Origin of the sequence: Candidatus Pelagibacter sp. HIMB1495, assembly GCF_052047955.1 — a bacterium.
In the GTDB taxonomy this organism is placed as follows: domain Bacteria; phylum Pseudomonadota; class Alphaproteobacteria; order Pelagibacterales; family Pelagibacteraceae; genus Pelagibacter.
Genome location: NZ_JBNAIQ010000001.1, coordinates 1208923 through 1223882, shown reverse-complemented (window position 1 = coordinate 1223882; position 14960 = coordinate 1208923). Strand labels below are relative to the sequence as shown.

The window sequence follows — 14960 nt, the reverse complement described above, 5'->3', positions numbered from 1 at the left end:
ATGAAGAACAAAAAAAATATACTCATTATTTTATTTGTTATTTTTGGAATGTACTTTGTATTAAATTTTAAAGATCATAATTTAAAAAGAGCAGTGGATGCTTGTATTGCCGGAAGTCAAAAATTATCTGAGACTAAAATTACTGATTTGGAAGAAGCAAGAAAATTCTGCGAGGAACAAATTAAAAAAGAAAACAAATAATAAAATGAGCGACATAAAGAGGATTTTAGAAAATTCTAAATCTATAGCAATGATTGGTGTCAGTAATGATTTAAAAAAACCCTCAACTATTGTAATGAAATATATGCAAGAATATGGTTATAAAGTTTATCCAGTTAACCCATCAGCTAAGGGTAAAAAAATTTTAGGTGAGGAAGTGTATGCTTCGATAACAGAGATTAAAGATCCTATAGACATTGTAGATGTTTTTAGACCTTCTAAAGAAGCCTTTGGTATAGCTGAAGATACAGTGAAAATTGGTGCTAAGGTATTATGGTTACAACTTGGAATAAGAGATGAAAATGCCAAGTCACTTGTAGAAAAAAATAATATAGAATATATAGAAAACAAATGTACCAAAATGGAATATCAAAAATTTTTTTTAAAAGTAAGACAGGCTTTTCCTGTTTTGAGTAATTAATTTTATGAACATAGTAAATTTTACACCAATACCGGCTTTTACTGGTGGATTGATAATTGGATTAGCAGTAGTGGTATTTTTTTTACTGAACGGTCGTTTAGTAGGAATAAGTGGTATTGCAAGTAATGCGTTAACAGAGAAAGAAAATAAATTTGATAATTTATTATTCTTATTGGGATTAATTATTGCACCATTTATTTATTCCTTATTTTCTAATGGAGGAATAAACATTAGTATTTCTAATTCTTATGTCTTGATGATAGCAGCTGGTTTGTTGGTTGGAATCGGAACACGGATCAGTGGTGGTTGTACAAGTGGCCACGGTATAAGTGGTATTGGAAGATTTTCTTTAAGATCAATTGTTGCAACAATTACATTTATGATTGTTGGAATATTAACTGTATTTATAAAAAATTTATTATGAACAAATTAGCTTCCCTCCTTTCAGGTATAATATTTGGTATCGGTTTAGTGATATCTGAAATGGTTAATCCAGCAAAAGTATTAGGCTTTTTAGATTTATTTGGAAATTGGGATCCTTCTCTTGCATTTGTGATGATGGGAGCTTTGGTTGTTTCGTCTCCTTTGTTTCATATAATTAAGAAAAAAGAAAAACCACTACTTGCAGAGAAATTTAATTATTCAAATAACAAAACAATTAATAATCAATTAATATTAGGTTCAGCTTTATTTGGTGCTGGATGGGGATTAGGTGGATTATGTCCTGGTCCTGCTATAACTTCTGTTGCTTTATTGAATATTTACTCAATAACTTTTGTTGTTTCAATGTTAGTTGGTTTTTATTTTGTGAAAACTTTGAATTTAAATAAAGTTAAGTAACTATAAAACTTAAATTAACCGTGATCATCAATTCTTTATTTGTCTATGGTTCATTACAACCTGGTGAAGCAAATGAAAATTATTTAAAACATTTGGAAGGTACTTGGAAACAGGGATTTGTTTTAGGCAATCTATTTAAAAAAGGATGGGGAAATAAAATTGGTTTTCCTGTGATTCAACTGGATAAATCAGGAGAAAAAGTTAGTGGCTGGTTACTTGAATCAGATAATCTTCAAAATAATTTAAAAATGTTGGATGATTTTGAAGGAAAAGAATACAGAAGATCTACAACCAATGTTTATTTGAATGATGGATCTATACAATTAGCTTATATTTATGAATTAAATGAATAAAATTTTAAAATTTTTAGACAGCACTTTTTTAGATTTGGGTCGACAATTTAAATGGACTTATTTGCCTCCTTTGATGGTTTATGTTGCGGCTGGTATTTCTGGATTAACTGGAATAGTTGGAACTTTTTTTGTTAAAGACTACTTAAATTTATCTGCAGCATTTTTAGCTGGACTTGGGTTTTGGGCTGGAATTCCATGGGCATTAAAAATGCCTTTAGGACACCTTGTTGATCTTATATGGAATAGAAAAAATTATATGGTTTATTTTGGCGCTTCTTTAATCGCTTTAAGTTTGCTGATTATGTATGGACTTATAATTCATACAGAAGACATGTCTGAAATTTTCACAGTTGAAACTTGGTTTGTGATTAGCGTAATTTTAGCACCTGTTGGTTATGTAATTCAAGATGTTGTTGCTGATGCTATGACTGTTGAAGCTGTCCCACTAACTGATGAGAGTGGAAATGATTACAGTAAAGATCAAGTTAAAATTATGCATACAACAATGCAAACCCTTGGTCGTTTTGCAATTATTGGAGGTACTGTTTTAGTTGCGTTGGTGAATGTAATTTTATTTAGAGATGTAGATAGCCTAGAACAGGCTGCTAAAATTGCTCTATACGGTAAAATTTATTTGTATGCTTTAGTTATTCCAGTTGTTTCAATCTTAGGAGTATTTTTAGCAAAATATTTAAGGAATAAGAAAATTCAAAATTTAAAATCTAAAGGACTTGAATTTAAAGAGGAAAAAGGATCTAAGAAAACTAAAATTAATTGGTGGATACTTGGAGGAAGTCTAATATTTGTTATTTTCACTTTATCTATAGGATCCTTCAAAGTTCCTTTTGCACAAGAGATAGTCTTTATCGGTTCAGTTGTAATAATTTTATTTTTGATGTTTAAGCTAATTAAAGAGTTGCCAGAAAATTTAAGGTTAACAATTGTTGGTACTGCAGTAATTATATTTATATTTAGAGCAATGCCTGGTCCTGGTCCCGGTCTAACGTGGTTTGAAATTGATGAACTTGGTTTTAATGAACAATTTTTTTCAATTTTGTCTTTATTGGCTTCAATTTTAACATTGGCTGGAATTGTTTTATTGAGACCGTTTATGGCTAATAATTCAATTGCAAAAATTATTGTTGTATTAAGTATAGCTGGTGCAATTTTATTTTTGCCAAGTGTTGGAATGTATTATGGATTTCATAATTGGACCGCTTCAATAACAGGTGGTGTAGTTGATGCTAAATTTATAGCGATACTAAATACAGCTTTAGAGTCTCCATTAGGTCAGGTATCAATGATACCTTTATTAGCTTGGATTGCTAAAAATGCCCCTTCACATCTTAAAGCAACTTTTTTTGCAGTATTTGCTTCATTTACAAATTTAGCTCTTTCAGCAAGTGCTTTAGGGACAAAATATTTAAATCAAATTTTTACAGTTACTAGAGAAGTAAAAGATAAAGTTTCAGGAGAAATTCAAACTACTGCTGATTACTCAGAGCTTGGGATATTGTTAATTGTTGTAACTTTACTTACACTTATTTTGCCTATTTTATTTGTCTATATAATTAACAATAGCAAGTACAAAACCTCAGAATAAACAATAATTTTATAGTTTTTTTGGTTTTTTTTGTTAATTAAAAATTATGAAAAAAATTTTCCTAGTTTACGGTCATTATAATGAAAATTCATTTAACGCAGCAATTAAAAATGAATTTATCAAACACTCTGAATTAAAAGGTAACAAAGTAGACGTTGTAGATTTATACAAAGAAAAATTTGATCCTGTATTTGCTGGAGAAGACCCAAGTGCTGAAGTCTTAGATCATCGTAAGAGAATAGAAGAGAGTGATACAATTGTATTAGTTGCACCAATATGGAATTTTAGAATGCCAGCAATTGTTGAAGGATGGATTGATAAAGTGTTGGCACCACCATGGGCATTTAGATTTAAGCAACTAGTTGGAAACTATGGTTATCCAATTGGTAATTTAAGAAAAAAGAAAGCGGTAATTTTTTGCACATATGGTTCACCAAGACTAGCTATCACTACATTTTTTTTAAATTTACCGATTAGAAGACTTAAAAGAGGGGTATTTCATATGTGTGGCATATATAACATTACCTATCGAAGATATTTTGCAGTACCTTTTGTAAGCGACTCAAAAAGACAAGAGTTCTTAGAAGATGTTAGAAAAACTGCGAATAATATTTAGCACTTTATTAATTCTATTATTAACTACTGTTTATTCATATTCAGAGTTGATAAACCCAAGCAAAAATATTACTCCAAAAGAAGTTGTTGAAATTCAACTTAATGGTCTCAAACAAAATGATTTAGAATATAAAGATAGAGGGATAGAGCAAACCTGGACCTTTGCTCACCCGAATAACAAAAGAGTAACAGGTCCCCTAGGTAATTTTAAGCGAATGATCAAAGGAGACTCCTATAAAATGATGATTAATCATCTAAGCCACACTATTACAGAGCTTGGCAGTAGTGACAAATGGGCCCAATTTGAGGTCATCATTTTAGATAAGGACAAAATTTATCACAAGTTCAATTGGCAGGTTGAAAAATATACAGACGAAGGAGTTTTAAAAGGTTGCTGGTTGACCACAATGGTCTCAAGTCCAATTCCACTTGGTAGCTCAATTTGATTATCCACAGATACATTTTTGTTTCGTTACTAATAAAAATTTAGTAGGAATCACGAAATGAAAACAAAAACTAAAGTAGTAGTAGTTGGTGGCGGAGTAGTTGGTGTCAGTGCTCTTTATCATTTAGCAAAAAAAGGTTGGTCTGATGTAGTCCTTGTTGAGAGAAAAGAATTAACCTCAGGTTCAACTTGGCATGCAGCAGGTTTATTGCCGTTATTTAATATGAGTTACTCTGTAGGTCAGCTACATAAGTATGCAGTAAATCTTTATAAAACTTTAGAGGAAGAAACTGGAAAAAATGTTGGCTTTAGTGTTGTTTCAAATATTCGTTTGGCAAGTACAAAAGATAGAATGGATGAATACCATCAGTACGCAGGTGTAGCTCGAACAATTGGGGTAGATGTAAAATTTTTAACTCCACAACAAGTAAAAGAAATTTGGCCTCTATGTCATACAGATGATTTAGTTGGAGCAATTCAACACCCAGAAGATGGATACATTCAACCAGCAGATTTAACACAAGCTTTAGCTACTGGTGCAAGAAATAGGGGAGCAGAGATTTATAGAAACACAACTGTTCTATCAATGAGACAAACAAAAGATGGATGGATTGTTGAAACAGATAAAGGATCAATAGAGTGTGAACATGTAATCTCTTGTTCTGGAAATTTTGCAAGACAAACTGGTGAAATGGTTGGATTAGATATCCCAGTTATCCCTGTTGAACATCAATATATCGTGACTGAACCTCATCCTTTAATTCAACAAAGAAAAAAAGACGGTTTACCAGAAATGGGAGTTTTAAGAGATAGCGATAGTAGATGGTATATGAGAGAAGAAGCGGGTGGATTAATTTTAGGACCTTATGAAGATGGTGCACCAGCATGTTATGTAGAAGGACCATCAAAGAATTCTGAATACGAATTATTTCAAGAAGATTTAGATAGATTAGCCCCACATATTGAAGGAGCAATACATAGAGTTCCAGCTTTTGGAGAAGTTGGAGTTAAGAAAGTTTATAATGGAGCAATTTGTTATACACCTGATGGAAATCCAATTGTTGGACCTGCTTGGGGATTAAAAAATTTTTGGATTAATGAAGGTCATAGTTTTGGAATAACAGCAGCAGGTGGTGCAGGTTGGCAACTTGCTGAATGGATTGTAGATGGTGAACCAACAATTGATATGTTGGGAGTTGAGCCAAGACGATATGGAAACTATGCAACGAAATCATATTTAAAAGCCAAGAATGAAGAGGCTTATAGTCATGTTTTTATAGTTCACTATCCAGATGAAGAAAGACCTGCAGCAAGACCTTTAAGAACAGCTCCATGTTATGAAAGAATGAAAAATTTAGGAGCAGTCTTCGGTCAAAAATTTGGATGGGAAAGACCTAATTTTTTTGCAACGGATGGAATGGAACAAAAAGATGATTGGTCGTTTAGAAGATCAAAATGGTTTGATGCAATTAAAAAGGAATGTCAAAACGTAAAAGAAAATGTTGGTCTTTTAGATATGACTGCTTTTGCAAAATGCAGAATAAGAGGACCTAAAGCAGAGGAATTTTTAGATTATTTAGTTGCAAACAAACTGCCAAAAAAAATTGGAAGAATAAATCTATGCCATGCATTAAATACCAAAGGTGGTGTGCATTCAGAATTTACAATTATGAAAGAAGCTGAGAATAGTTACTATTTAGTATCAGCTGGAGCAAATTTAAGATTAGATCATGATTGGATTCAAAAATGGATGCCAGATGATGGATCTGTAATTTTTGAGGATTTAACAAATAGTACAGGTGTACTGGTAGTAGCTGGACCTAAAGCAAGACAACTAATGCAAAAAGTTTCAACAGATGATTTTTCTAATGATAACTTTAAATGGTTAACAGCAAAAAATGTGAATGTAGGATATGCACCAGTTAACGCCATGAGAGTAAATTTCGTTGGTGAACTTGGATGGGAACTTCATCATCCAATCGAGTATCAAAATCATATTTTTGATAAATTAATGGAAGCTGGTAAAGATTTAGGAATTAAACCATTCGGTATCAGAGCAATGAATAGTTTAAGAGTTGAAAAATCTTACAAATTAGTTGGAACAGAATTGTCGATTGAATATTCTCCATATGAATCAGGACTAGATAGATTTATTCACCCAAATAAAGGAAACTTTATTGGTTTAGATGCACTTAATAAATGGAGAGAAAAAGGTTTTGATAATAAATTAGTAACTTTAGAAGTTCACAATACTAAAGATGCTGATGTTTTAGGAAATAATCCTATATTTAAAAACGGCAAGGTGGTTGGAAGAGCAACAGGTGGTGAGTTTGGATTTAGATTAGATAAATCAATTGCTCTTGCAATGGTAAAACCTGATTGTTCTAATGTGGGCGACAAATTACAAGTTGATATATTGGGTGAAATGTATGACGCTACCGTTCTAGATGAAAGTCCATACGATTCAGAAAATAATTTGTTGAGAGCTTAATGAAAATCTTAGTAGCAGTAAAAAGAGTTATTGATTACAACGTTCAAATCAGAGTTAAAGAGGATGGCACTGGTGTAGTTACAGACAATGTAAAAATGTCAACCAATCCACCAGATGACAATGCAATCGAAGAGGCAGTAAAAATTAAAGAAACAGGAAAGGCAACTGAAGTAGTTGCAATAACTGTAGGTGAAGAAAAAGCTCAAGAAACTGTTAGAAAGGCTTTAGCAGTTGGAGCAGATAGAGGAATTCATGTTAAAGCTGATGGAATACTAGAGCCATTAGCTGTTTCAAAAATTTTACAAAAGATTGTTGAAAAAGAAAATCCAGATTTAGTTTTTATGGGAAAACAAGCAATTGATGATGATTGTAATCAAACAGGTCAAATGTTGAGTGCATTATTAAATTGGCCACAAGCAACTTTTGCATCAAAGATTGATGTAAAAGATAATAAGCTAGAAGTTACTAGAGAAATAGATGAGGGACTTGAAACAATTGAAATAAATGTTCCTGCTATTGTAACTTGCGATTTAAGATTAAATGAACCAAGATACGCTTCTCTTCCAAACATTATGAAGGCAAAGAAAAAACCAATTGAAGAAATTTCTGCATCTGATCTAGGTATTGATACTTCTCCAAGAGTAGAGCAAATTAAAGTAGAGGAGCCACCAAAAAGAAAAGCGGGCATTAAAGTGGCTAATGTAGCAGAATTAGTTCAAAAATTAAAAAATGAGGCAAAGGTAATATAATGGCAGTTTTACTTATAGCAGAGCATAATAATAAAGAGTTAAGACCATTTACACTAAATGCGGCTACAGCTGCTTCACAAATTGATAGTGAAGTTCATGCTGTGATAATTGGAAATGATAGTGCAGAGGCATCAAAACAATTATCAGAACTTCCAGTAATTAAAAAAGTATTAAGCGTTGAAGCACCACACTATGAAAATTTCACTGCAGAAAATTTTGCTCCGGTTGTGGTTAAGTTAGCAGAAAATTATTCTCATATCATTTGTTCAGCAAATACATTTGGTAAAAATTTAATGCCAAGAATTGCAGCTCATCTTGATACCTCACAAGTTAGTGACATTATAAAAGTAATATCATCTGATACTTTTGTTAGACCAATTTATGCTGGGAATGCTTTTGCAACAGTTAAAAGTAATGATGCAAAAAAATGTGTAACTATTAGACCAACTTCATTTGAACCTTGTGAAAGCTCAGGAGGCTCAGCACCAATTGAGAAAATTGATGCTGGTGAAGAATTTTCAAATACAAAATTTATAAAAAGAGAAGAAATTAAATCTGATAGACCTGAACTTGGTACAGCTAGAATTGTTGTATCAGGTGGAAGAGGAATGCAAAGTGGAGATAACTTTAAATTAATTACTGAAATTGCTGATAAGCTTGGAGCAGCTATTGGAGCATCAAGAGCCGCAGTTGATGCAGGTTATATAAGCAATGACCATCAAGTTGGGCAAACCGGAAAAGTTGTTGTACCAGATTTATACATAGCTGTTGGAATATCAGGAGCAATTCAGCATTTAGCAGGCATGAAAGAAAGTAAAGTTATAGTTGCAATTAATAAAGATGGTGAGGCCCCAATTTTTAGCGTTGCTGATTATGGTCTTGAAGCAGATCTCTTTGAAGCTTTGCCTCAGTTCATGGAAGAGCTGAACAAATTAAACACTATACAAAAATAATCCTTACAGTTAAAAATTAGATTATGTCTAGAGAATCTATGGAATATGATGTTGTAATCATTGGTGGTGGCCCATCAGGATTAGCGACTGCAATTAAATTAAAACAATTAGATTCAAATTTGAATGTTTGTTTGCTTGAAAAAGCTTCAGAAATAGGAGCTCATATTTTGAGTGGGAATGTTTTTGAAACAAGAGCTCTAGATGAGTTATTACCTAATTGGAGAGAACTTAACTCGCCAATTAAAACAAAAGTAACAAAAGAAAAATTTTTATTTTTAGGAAAAACAAAATCTTTAAGTTGGCCAACTTGGCTTTTGCCAGCAGTTCAACAAAATCATAAAAATTATATTATTAGTTTAGCTAACTTATGTAGATGGTTAGCTGAACAAGCAGAAGCTTTGGGTGTAGAAATTTTTCCAGGTTTCCCAGCAAGTGAAATTTTATATAACGATGACGGTTCTGTTAAAGGAGTAGCTACCCAAGATATGGGTATAGATAAAGAGGGCAACAAAAAAGATAGTTTTGAACCAGGCATTGAGCTTTTAGGAAAAGTAACAGTATTTGCTGAAGGTTGCAGAGGTCATCTAGGAAAACAATTAATTCAAAAATTTGAACTGAGTAAAGGAAAAGATCCCCAGCAATATGGAATTGGTTTTAAGGAAATTTGGGAAATAGAGGAAAAAAATCATGAAGAAGGACTAGTAATGCATACAGCTGGATGGCCACTTGATAATAATACTTACGGTGGAAGCTTTATGTATCACGCTGAAAATAAACAAGTGTTTTTAGGCTATGTAATAGGATTGGATTACAAAAATCCACATTTATCTCCATATGATGAATTTCAAAGATTTAAAACTCATCCAGCAATTAAAAAAATAATAGAAGGAGGAAAAAGAATTTCATATGGCGCAAGAGCATTAATCGAGGGAGGATTTCAAAGTTTACCTAAAATGTTTATGCCAGGTGCATTATTAGTAGGATGTGATGCCGGTACATTAAATATGCCTAAAATTAAAGGCTCTCATACCGCAATGAAAAGTGGAATGATTGCAGCTGAAACTATTAATGAACACTTAAAAGAAAATAAGGATTTATCTATTTATGAAGATAAATTTAAAAATAGCTGGTTATATAAAGAATTATTTGAGGCCCGAAATGTAAAACCTAGTTTTAGTTGGGGATTAATTTTGGGGATTATCTTTACGGGTATTGATCAAATATTGTTTAGAGGAAAACTTCCTTTCACTCTTAAACATAAACATGCAGATCATGAAACATTAAAACCTGCTAGTCAAATGCCCAAAATAGATTATCCAAAATATGACAATGTTATAACTTTTGACAAAACTAGTTCAGTTTATCTTACAGGAACTAACCATGCTGATAATCAACCTGTCCACTTACAACTTAAAGATCCTGATTTACCAATTAAATACACTTTAGAAAAATTCGATGAACCTGCACAAAGATATTGTCCTGCTGGAGTATACGAAGTGCAGAAAGAAAATGATGTTAATAAGTTTGTAATTAATTCGCAAAATTGTATTCACTGTAAAACTTGCGATATTAAAGAGCCTTCACAAAACATAACTTGGGTGACACCAGAAGGTGGTGGTGGACCAAGATATGGAAATATGTAAATTAGGACAAATCTATTGCAAACTTTTTTAAAGTTTCAATAGGTACATATTTAAGAGTGTTTTCGTGGGTTCTTTTCAGAAATATTGGACATCCTTTACCAGCTTCAACTGCTCTTGCATACCAACTAGCACACAAACACCATCCATCCCCATCTTTTAAACCTGGAAACCCAAATTCAGGATGTGGAGTAATTAAATCGTTACCTGCTTCTTTCATCCACTCTAAGCATTCGGTAGTAACTTTAGCACAAACTGTATGAAGTCCATGATCATTCTCGTCTGTGTTACAACAACCATCACGAAACCAACCTGTTAATGGATCATTGGAGCATTCTTCTAGATCTTCGCCTAGAACATTTTTTTGTTTTTCACTCATTAAATCTTAGTAGGATTTGGTTGTCCTTTATAAACTTCTTCAGGATCAAATTTTTTTTCTTTTTCAAGAAATTCCATTTCTACTTTACGTCCATTATCAATTGGTCCCATAGGAATAGATCTATAAAAGCATGATCTGTATCCAACATGGCAACTAGCACCGTCTCCTATATCAACTGTTAACCAAATTGAGTCTTGATCGTCATCTATTCTGATCTCAGTTACTTTTTGAGTAAAGCCACTTGTTTTACCTTTGTGCCAGATTGCTTTTCTAGATCTACTAAAGTAGTGAGCTTCTTTGGTTTCAATTGTTTTTTTTAATGCTTCAACATTCATATAGCCGTGCATTAAAATATCTTTGGTTTTTGAACACATTGTAATGACAGGTATTAAGCCATCATTATCAAATTTTGGTGAAAGAAGATTTCCTTCCTCGATATCGTAGATATTTTCTCTTTTTTTGAACATAGAATGTGATTATGTAGCACATATCTAGATATAATAAATATTTTAAAATTAGGTAATTACTGTATAAAAAGGCGCTATGAAATTAGTAAAAGACACTGACAACAAGTTAAATGAAAATAAGCAAGTTTCAGACAAAGATGCTGAAGAAGCTTTTAAAACAATTTTAACATGGATGGGTGAAGACCCAAATAGAGAAGGTTTATTAGAAACTCCAAAAAGAGTTGTTAAAGCATTTAAAGAATATTTTAAAGGTTACAAAGAAGATCCAGATAAAATTTTGGATAAAACTTTTGGTGATGTAGAGGGATATGATGACATGGTTGTTCAAAAAAATATTTCTGTTCAAAGTCATTGCGAACATCACATGGCACCAATTATTGGAAAAGCTCATGTTGCCTATATTCCAAAAGAAAGAGTTGTAGGCTTAAGTAAACTCGCAAGAGTAGTTGAGGTATTTTCTAAAAGACTTCAAACTCAAGAAAGACTTACAATGCAAATTGCAAATACTTTAATGGAATCATTAGATGCAAAAGGTGTTGCAGTAACAATTGATTCAACTCATCAGTGTATGACTATGAGAGGAATTAAAAAAGAACAAGCAACTACGGTAACAAATTATTATTTAGGTCAATTTAAAGAAGATTTAAGTTTTCAAAATAGATATTTACGATTTATTAGCACTACGCTAAAAGATTAAAGTGTCTGATCAATTCAAAGCAATAGTTCTTAATCAAGAAGGTGAAAATTTTTCTAGAGAAGTAAAATCTTTAGATAGAAGTTTTTTAAAACACGGGGATGTAACTGTTCAGGTAGAATATTCAGATTTAAATTTTAAAGATGGAATGATTCTAAAGAATGGTGGAAGATTAGTAAAAGAGTATCCACATATACCAGGAATAGATTTTTCAGGAAAAGTAATTGAAAGTGAAAATTCAAAATTTAAATCAGGTGACGAAGTAATATTAACTGGTTTTAGAGTTGGAGAAGTATTTTTTGGTGGTTATTCTCAGATAGTAAAAGTTAATGCAGACTTCTTAGTAAAAAAACCTGATAACTTAAGCAGCAAGCAGGCAATGATTTTAGGGACAGCAGGCTTAACTTCTTTAATGAGTGCTTTTGCAATTCAAGCAAGAGAAAGTATTTTGCTTGGAGAAAAAGTAAATGATGTTTTGGTAACAGGAGCAACTGGAGGCGTTGGCAGTGTTGCAATAATGGTTTTAACAAAATTAGGATACAATGTAACTGCAGTATCTGGAAAAGAAAGTAAGTCAGATTATTTAAAATCTTTAGGAGCAAAAAACATTATAAATAGAGCTGAATTTGATAAAGATCCAAGACCAATAGATAAAGGTTTATGGGATGGAGTGGTAGACACTGTTGGAGGAAAAATTTTAGCAAACGCAATTGCTCAAACAAAGCCCAATGGAATTATAGCTGTATGTGGTAATGCAAATAGTAACGAACTTAACACCAATTTACTTCCATTTATGTTAAGAGGAATTAAGGTTTGGGGAATGGATTCTGCAAATTGCAGTATAAAAAGAAGAGAATTTATGTGGGGTGAAGCCTCGAAGTTAATTGATTTTGAATTGCTCGAAAAATCAGTTCAAATAGTAGGTTTAGAGGAGCTAATTGAAACTTATCCTAAAATTTTAAAGGGTGAAATTTCTGGAAGAGTATTAGTGGATGTAAATAAATAATGGATTGGGATAAATTAAAAATTTTTCATGCAGTCGCAGAAGCTGGAAGTTTTACAAATGCTACTGTAAATTTAAACCTTAGCCAATCTGCAATCAGTAGACAGATACAGTCCCTAGAACAAGATTTGAAAGTACAACTATTTGAAAGACATGCAAGAGGATTAACTCTTACAGAAAACGGTGAATATGTTTTCAAAACGGCACATGAAGTAATAAGCAAGTTAAAAGAAGTCGAAACATCTCTAGGTGATCAAAAAAATAAACCAACAGGAAAATTAACTATAACAACAGTAAGAAGTTTTGGTACTCACTGGTTAACCCCTAGAATTCAAGAATTTATGAGACTTAATCCAGAGATTGAGATTGAATTAGTCTTTGATGATAAAGAATTAGATTTAAGCACAAGACAGGCTGATATTGGAATTTTCATGAGAAGGCCAAAACAGCTTAATTATATTCAAAAAAAGCTAGTTGATATTAAATATTATATTTATGGATCAAATAAGTACTTAGAAAAAAATGGAATGCCAAAGACAATAAATGATCTAAATAAACATAAATTTATTTCGTTTGGAAAAGGAGCACCTTCTCCAGTTTATAATCCAGATTGGGCATTAAAAATTGGAATGCATGATGGTAAAAAAAGAAAATCAATCATGAAGGTAAATAGTGTAATGGGTCTTTTGTTAGCTGTAGAGTCAGGGGTAGGATTGGCGGCACTTCCTGAATATCTAGTAACAAACTCAAACAACGTAATTAAAGTACTTCCGAAAGTAGAAGGGCCTATAACAGAAGCGCACTTTGTTTACCCTCAGTCATTAAAAAATACTGCTAGAGTTCAAGCATTTAGAAATTTCTTATTTAGCAAAATCGGCGACTGGAAATAAAAATTTCCTACATTTAACAATAATAAAAAAAGTATTGAAATATGTGTCAATTTATGCGATTGATAATCATTCGCATTGATAATAATTCTCATTCGCAAATAAACTAGGGTAAAGAAAAGGATATAAATGAAAAAAATAACATTATTAGGATTAATTTTATTTTTCTTTGCCAAAATGAGTATAGCAGGTGAAGTAAATGTTTTTAGTGCAAGACATTACGACTCTGACATTCAGTTGTATGAAAAGTTTACGAACAAAACAGGTATAAAAGTTAACGTAGTTTCAGGTAAAGACAAAGCGTTGCAAAAAAGAATTACTGAAGAAGGAAAAGACTCTAAAGCTGATTTATATATTACAGCAGATGCTGGAAGACTAGGTGCGTTTGACGAAAAAGGTATGTTTCAGAACTCTATGTCAGTGCAGATTGAAGCTTTAGTGCCAGCAAACTTTAGATCTGACAATTGGACAGGTATCGCTAAAAGAGCAAGAATAATTTACTACTCACCAGAAAGAGTAAGTTTAGAAGATTTAAAAGGGATAACTTATGAAAGTTTGTCAGATTCAAAATGGAAAGGGAAAATTGTAATTAGAAAATCTAATAATATTTACAATCAATCTCTTGTTGCATCATTAATTGAAAATAATGGTAAAGAACAAACTTTAGAATGGGCAAAAAAATTAGTTTCAAATTTTGCAAGAAATCCTAAAGGAAATGATAGAGCTCAAATTTTAGCTGTTGCTGCTGGTGAAGCTGATTTGGCTATAGCAAACACTTATTACTATGCTTTGATGTTATCCGGTCAAAAAGGAGAAGATCAAAAAGGAGCTGCTCAAAAGGTATTACCTTATTTCCCAAATCAAAATGATAGAGGGACACATATGAATATAAGTGGTGGAGGTATTTTAAAAAATTCTCCTAATCCTGAAAATGCAAAAAAATTACTAGAATTTCTTTTAACAAAAGAAGCACAACAACACATAGTAAACAATACATTTGAATACCCAATGATAGAAGGTGTTGAACCACACCCTCTTATAAAAAAAATGGGTGAAAATTTTAAACAGGATTTAAAAACAAAAGTTGAAGACTATAAAAAAAATCAGGCTGATGCATTGGAGGTAATGTTGATGTCTGGTTGGAAATAAAAGAGGTTAACACTAAGTACTTTTGGTATAAAGTTTATTACCCTACTTTATA

Annotated in this window: 18 protein-coding genes; 16 read left to right on the top strand and 2 right to left on the bottom strand. The window is 32.0% G+C overall.

The features are described 5' to 3' along the window. From ACTTAW_RS06650 to ACTTAW_RS06595, 12 genes are read left to right on the top strand one after another with little or no spacing between them, the layout of a single operon-like run. Complete coding sequence (locus ACTTAW_RS06650) at positions 1 to 201, top strand: hypothetical protein (protein WP_440618199.1); 201 nt, start codon at positions 1 to 3, stop codon at positions 199 to 201. 4 nt (positions 202 to 205) lie between these two features. Further along, complete coding sequence (locus tag ACTTAW_RS06645) at positions 206 to 640, top strand: CoA-binding protein (RefSeq protein ID WP_440651635.1); 435 nt, start codon at positions 206 to 208, stop codon at positions 638 to 640. Between the two features lie 4 nt (positions 641 to 644). Further along, positions 645 to 1064, top strand: coding sequence for a YeeE/YedE family protein (locus ACTTAW_RS06640; RefSeq protein WP_440651633.1), 420 nt, complete (start codon positions 645 to 647; stop codon positions 1062 to 1064). Continuing rightward, positions 1061 to 1480 carry a DUF6691 family protein gene (locus tag ACTTAW_RS06635; RefSeq protein ID WP_440651631.1) on the top strand — a complete coding sequence of 140 codons (420 nt, stop codon included), beginning with the start codon at positions 1061 to 1063 and terminating at the stop codon, positions 1478 to 1480. The genes ACTTAW_RS06640 and ACTTAW_RS06635 overlap by 4 nt, the downstream gene beginning before the upstream one ends. Positions 1481 to 1500: 20 nt before the next feature. Next, on the top strand, positions 1501 to 1833 hold the full coding sequence (locus tag ACTTAW_RS06630) for a gamma-glutamylcyclotransferase family protein (protein ID WP_262590442.1): 333 nt from the start codon (positions 1501 to 1503) through the stop codon (positions 1831 to 1833). Beyond that, on the top strand, positions 1826 to 3436 hold the full coding sequence (locus ACTTAW_RS06625) for a hypothetical protein (protein ID WP_440651629.1): 1611 nt from the start codon (positions 1826 to 1828) through the stop codon (positions 3434 to 3436). Before ACTTAW_RS06630 ends, ACTTAW_RS06625 begins: the two co-directional genes overlap by 8 nt. Positions 3437 to 3482: 46 nt before the next feature. Beyond that, positions 3483 to 4052: an NAD(P)H-dependent oxidoreductase gene (locus tag ACTTAW_RS06620; protein WP_440651627.1), complete on the top strand. Its 570-nt coding sequence runs from the start codon at positions 3483 to 3485 to the stop codon at positions 4050 to 4052. Further along, the gene (locus ACTTAW_RS06615; protein ID WP_440651625.1) at positions 4024 to 4497 is read left to right on the top strand and encodes a hypothetical protein; all 474 of its coding nucleotides are present in this window, start codon (positions 4024 to 4026) and stop codon (positions 4495 to 4497) included. Before ACTTAW_RS06620 ends, ACTTAW_RS06615 begins: the two co-directional genes overlap by 29 nt. Before the next feature lie 57 nt (positions 4498 to 4554). After that, on the top strand, positions 4555 to 6987 hold the full coding sequence (locus ACTTAW_RS06610; protein WP_440651623.1) for a GcvT family protein: 2433 nt from the start codon (positions 4555 to 4557) through the stop codon (positions 6985 to 6987). Beyond that, positions 6987 to 7736 carry an electron transfer flavoprotein subunit beta/FixA family protein gene (locus ACTTAW_RS06605; protein WP_440651621.1) on the top strand — a complete coding sequence of 250 codons (750 nt, stop codon included), beginning with the start codon at positions 6987 to 6989 and terminating at the stop codon, positions 7734 to 7736. The genes ACTTAW_RS06610 and ACTTAW_RS06605 overlap by 1 nt, the downstream gene beginning before the upstream one ends. Continuing rightward, positions 7736 to 8689 (top strand): electron transfer flavoprotein subunit alpha/FixB family protein, encoded by a 954-nt coding sequence (locus tag ACTTAW_RS06600; RefSeq protein ID WP_075506139.1) that lies wholly within the window; start codon positions 7736 to 7738, stop codon positions 8687 to 8689. The genes ACTTAW_RS06605 and ACTTAW_RS06600 overlap by 1 nt, the downstream gene beginning before the upstream one ends. Positions 8690 to 8712: 23 nt before the next feature. Then, positions 8713 to 10332, top strand: a complete 1620-nt coding sequence (locus ACTTAW_RS06595) for an electron transfer flavoprotein-ubiquinone oxidoreductase (protein ID WP_440651619.1) — start codon at positions 8713 to 8715, stop codon at positions 10330 to 10332. A gap of 1 nt (position 10333) precedes the next feature. Here the strand turns inward: ACTTAW_RS06595 and ACTTAW_RS06590 are convergent, their stop codons facing one another. Together ACTTAW_RS06590 and hisI are read right to left on the bottom strand one after the other, a co-directional pair. Further along, positions 10334 to 10708: a DUF2237 family protein gene (locus ACTTAW_RS06590; RefSeq protein ID WP_072090395.1), complete on the bottom strand. Its 375-nt coding sequence runs from the start codon at positions 10706 to 10708 to the stop codon at positions 10334 to 10336. Beyond that, the gene (gene hisI, locus ACTTAW_RS06585) at positions 10708 to 11175 is read right to left on the bottom strand and encodes a phosphoribosyl-AMP cyclohydrolase (RefSeq protein ID WP_075506137.1); all 468 of its coding nucleotides are present in this window, start codon (positions 11173 to 11175) and stop codon (positions 10708 to 10710) included. Before hisI ends, ACTTAW_RS06590 begins: the two co-directional genes overlap by 1 nt. Before the next feature lie 76 nt (positions 11176 to 11251). On the opposite strand from hisI, the gene folE reads away from it, so the two are divergent. The 4 genes from folE (at position 11252) to ACTTAW_RS06565 (ending at position 14908) form a co-directional block, all read left to right on the top strand. After that, the gene (gene folE / locus ACTTAW_RS06580; RefSeq protein ID WP_075506136.1) at positions 11252 to 11872 is read left to right on the top strand and encodes a GTP cyclohydrolase I FolE; all 621 of its coding nucleotides are present in this window, start codon (positions 11252 to 11254) and stop codon (positions 11870 to 11872) included. A gap of 1 nt (position 11873) precedes the next feature. Next, positions 11874 to 12875: an MDR family oxidoreductase gene (locus ACTTAW_RS06575; RefSeq protein WP_440651617.1), complete on the top strand. Its 1002-nt coding sequence runs from the start codon at positions 11874 to 11876 to the stop codon at positions 12873 to 12875. Further along, on the top strand, positions 12875 to 13762 hold the full coding sequence (locus ACTTAW_RS06570) for a LysR family transcriptional regulator (protein ID WP_075506134.1): 888 nt from the start codon (positions 12875 to 12877) through the stop codon (positions 13760 to 13762). Before ACTTAW_RS06575 ends, ACTTAW_RS06570 begins: the two co-directional genes overlap by 1 nt. A gap of 126 nt (positions 13763 to 13888) precedes the next feature. After that, the gene (locus ACTTAW_RS06565; protein ID WP_440651615.1) at positions 13889 to 14908 is read left to right on the top strand and encodes an extracellular solute-binding protein; all 1020 of its coding nucleotides are present in this window, start codon (positions 13889 to 13891) and stop codon (positions 14906 to 14908) included. Positions 14909 to 14960: the final 52 nt, after the last annotated feature.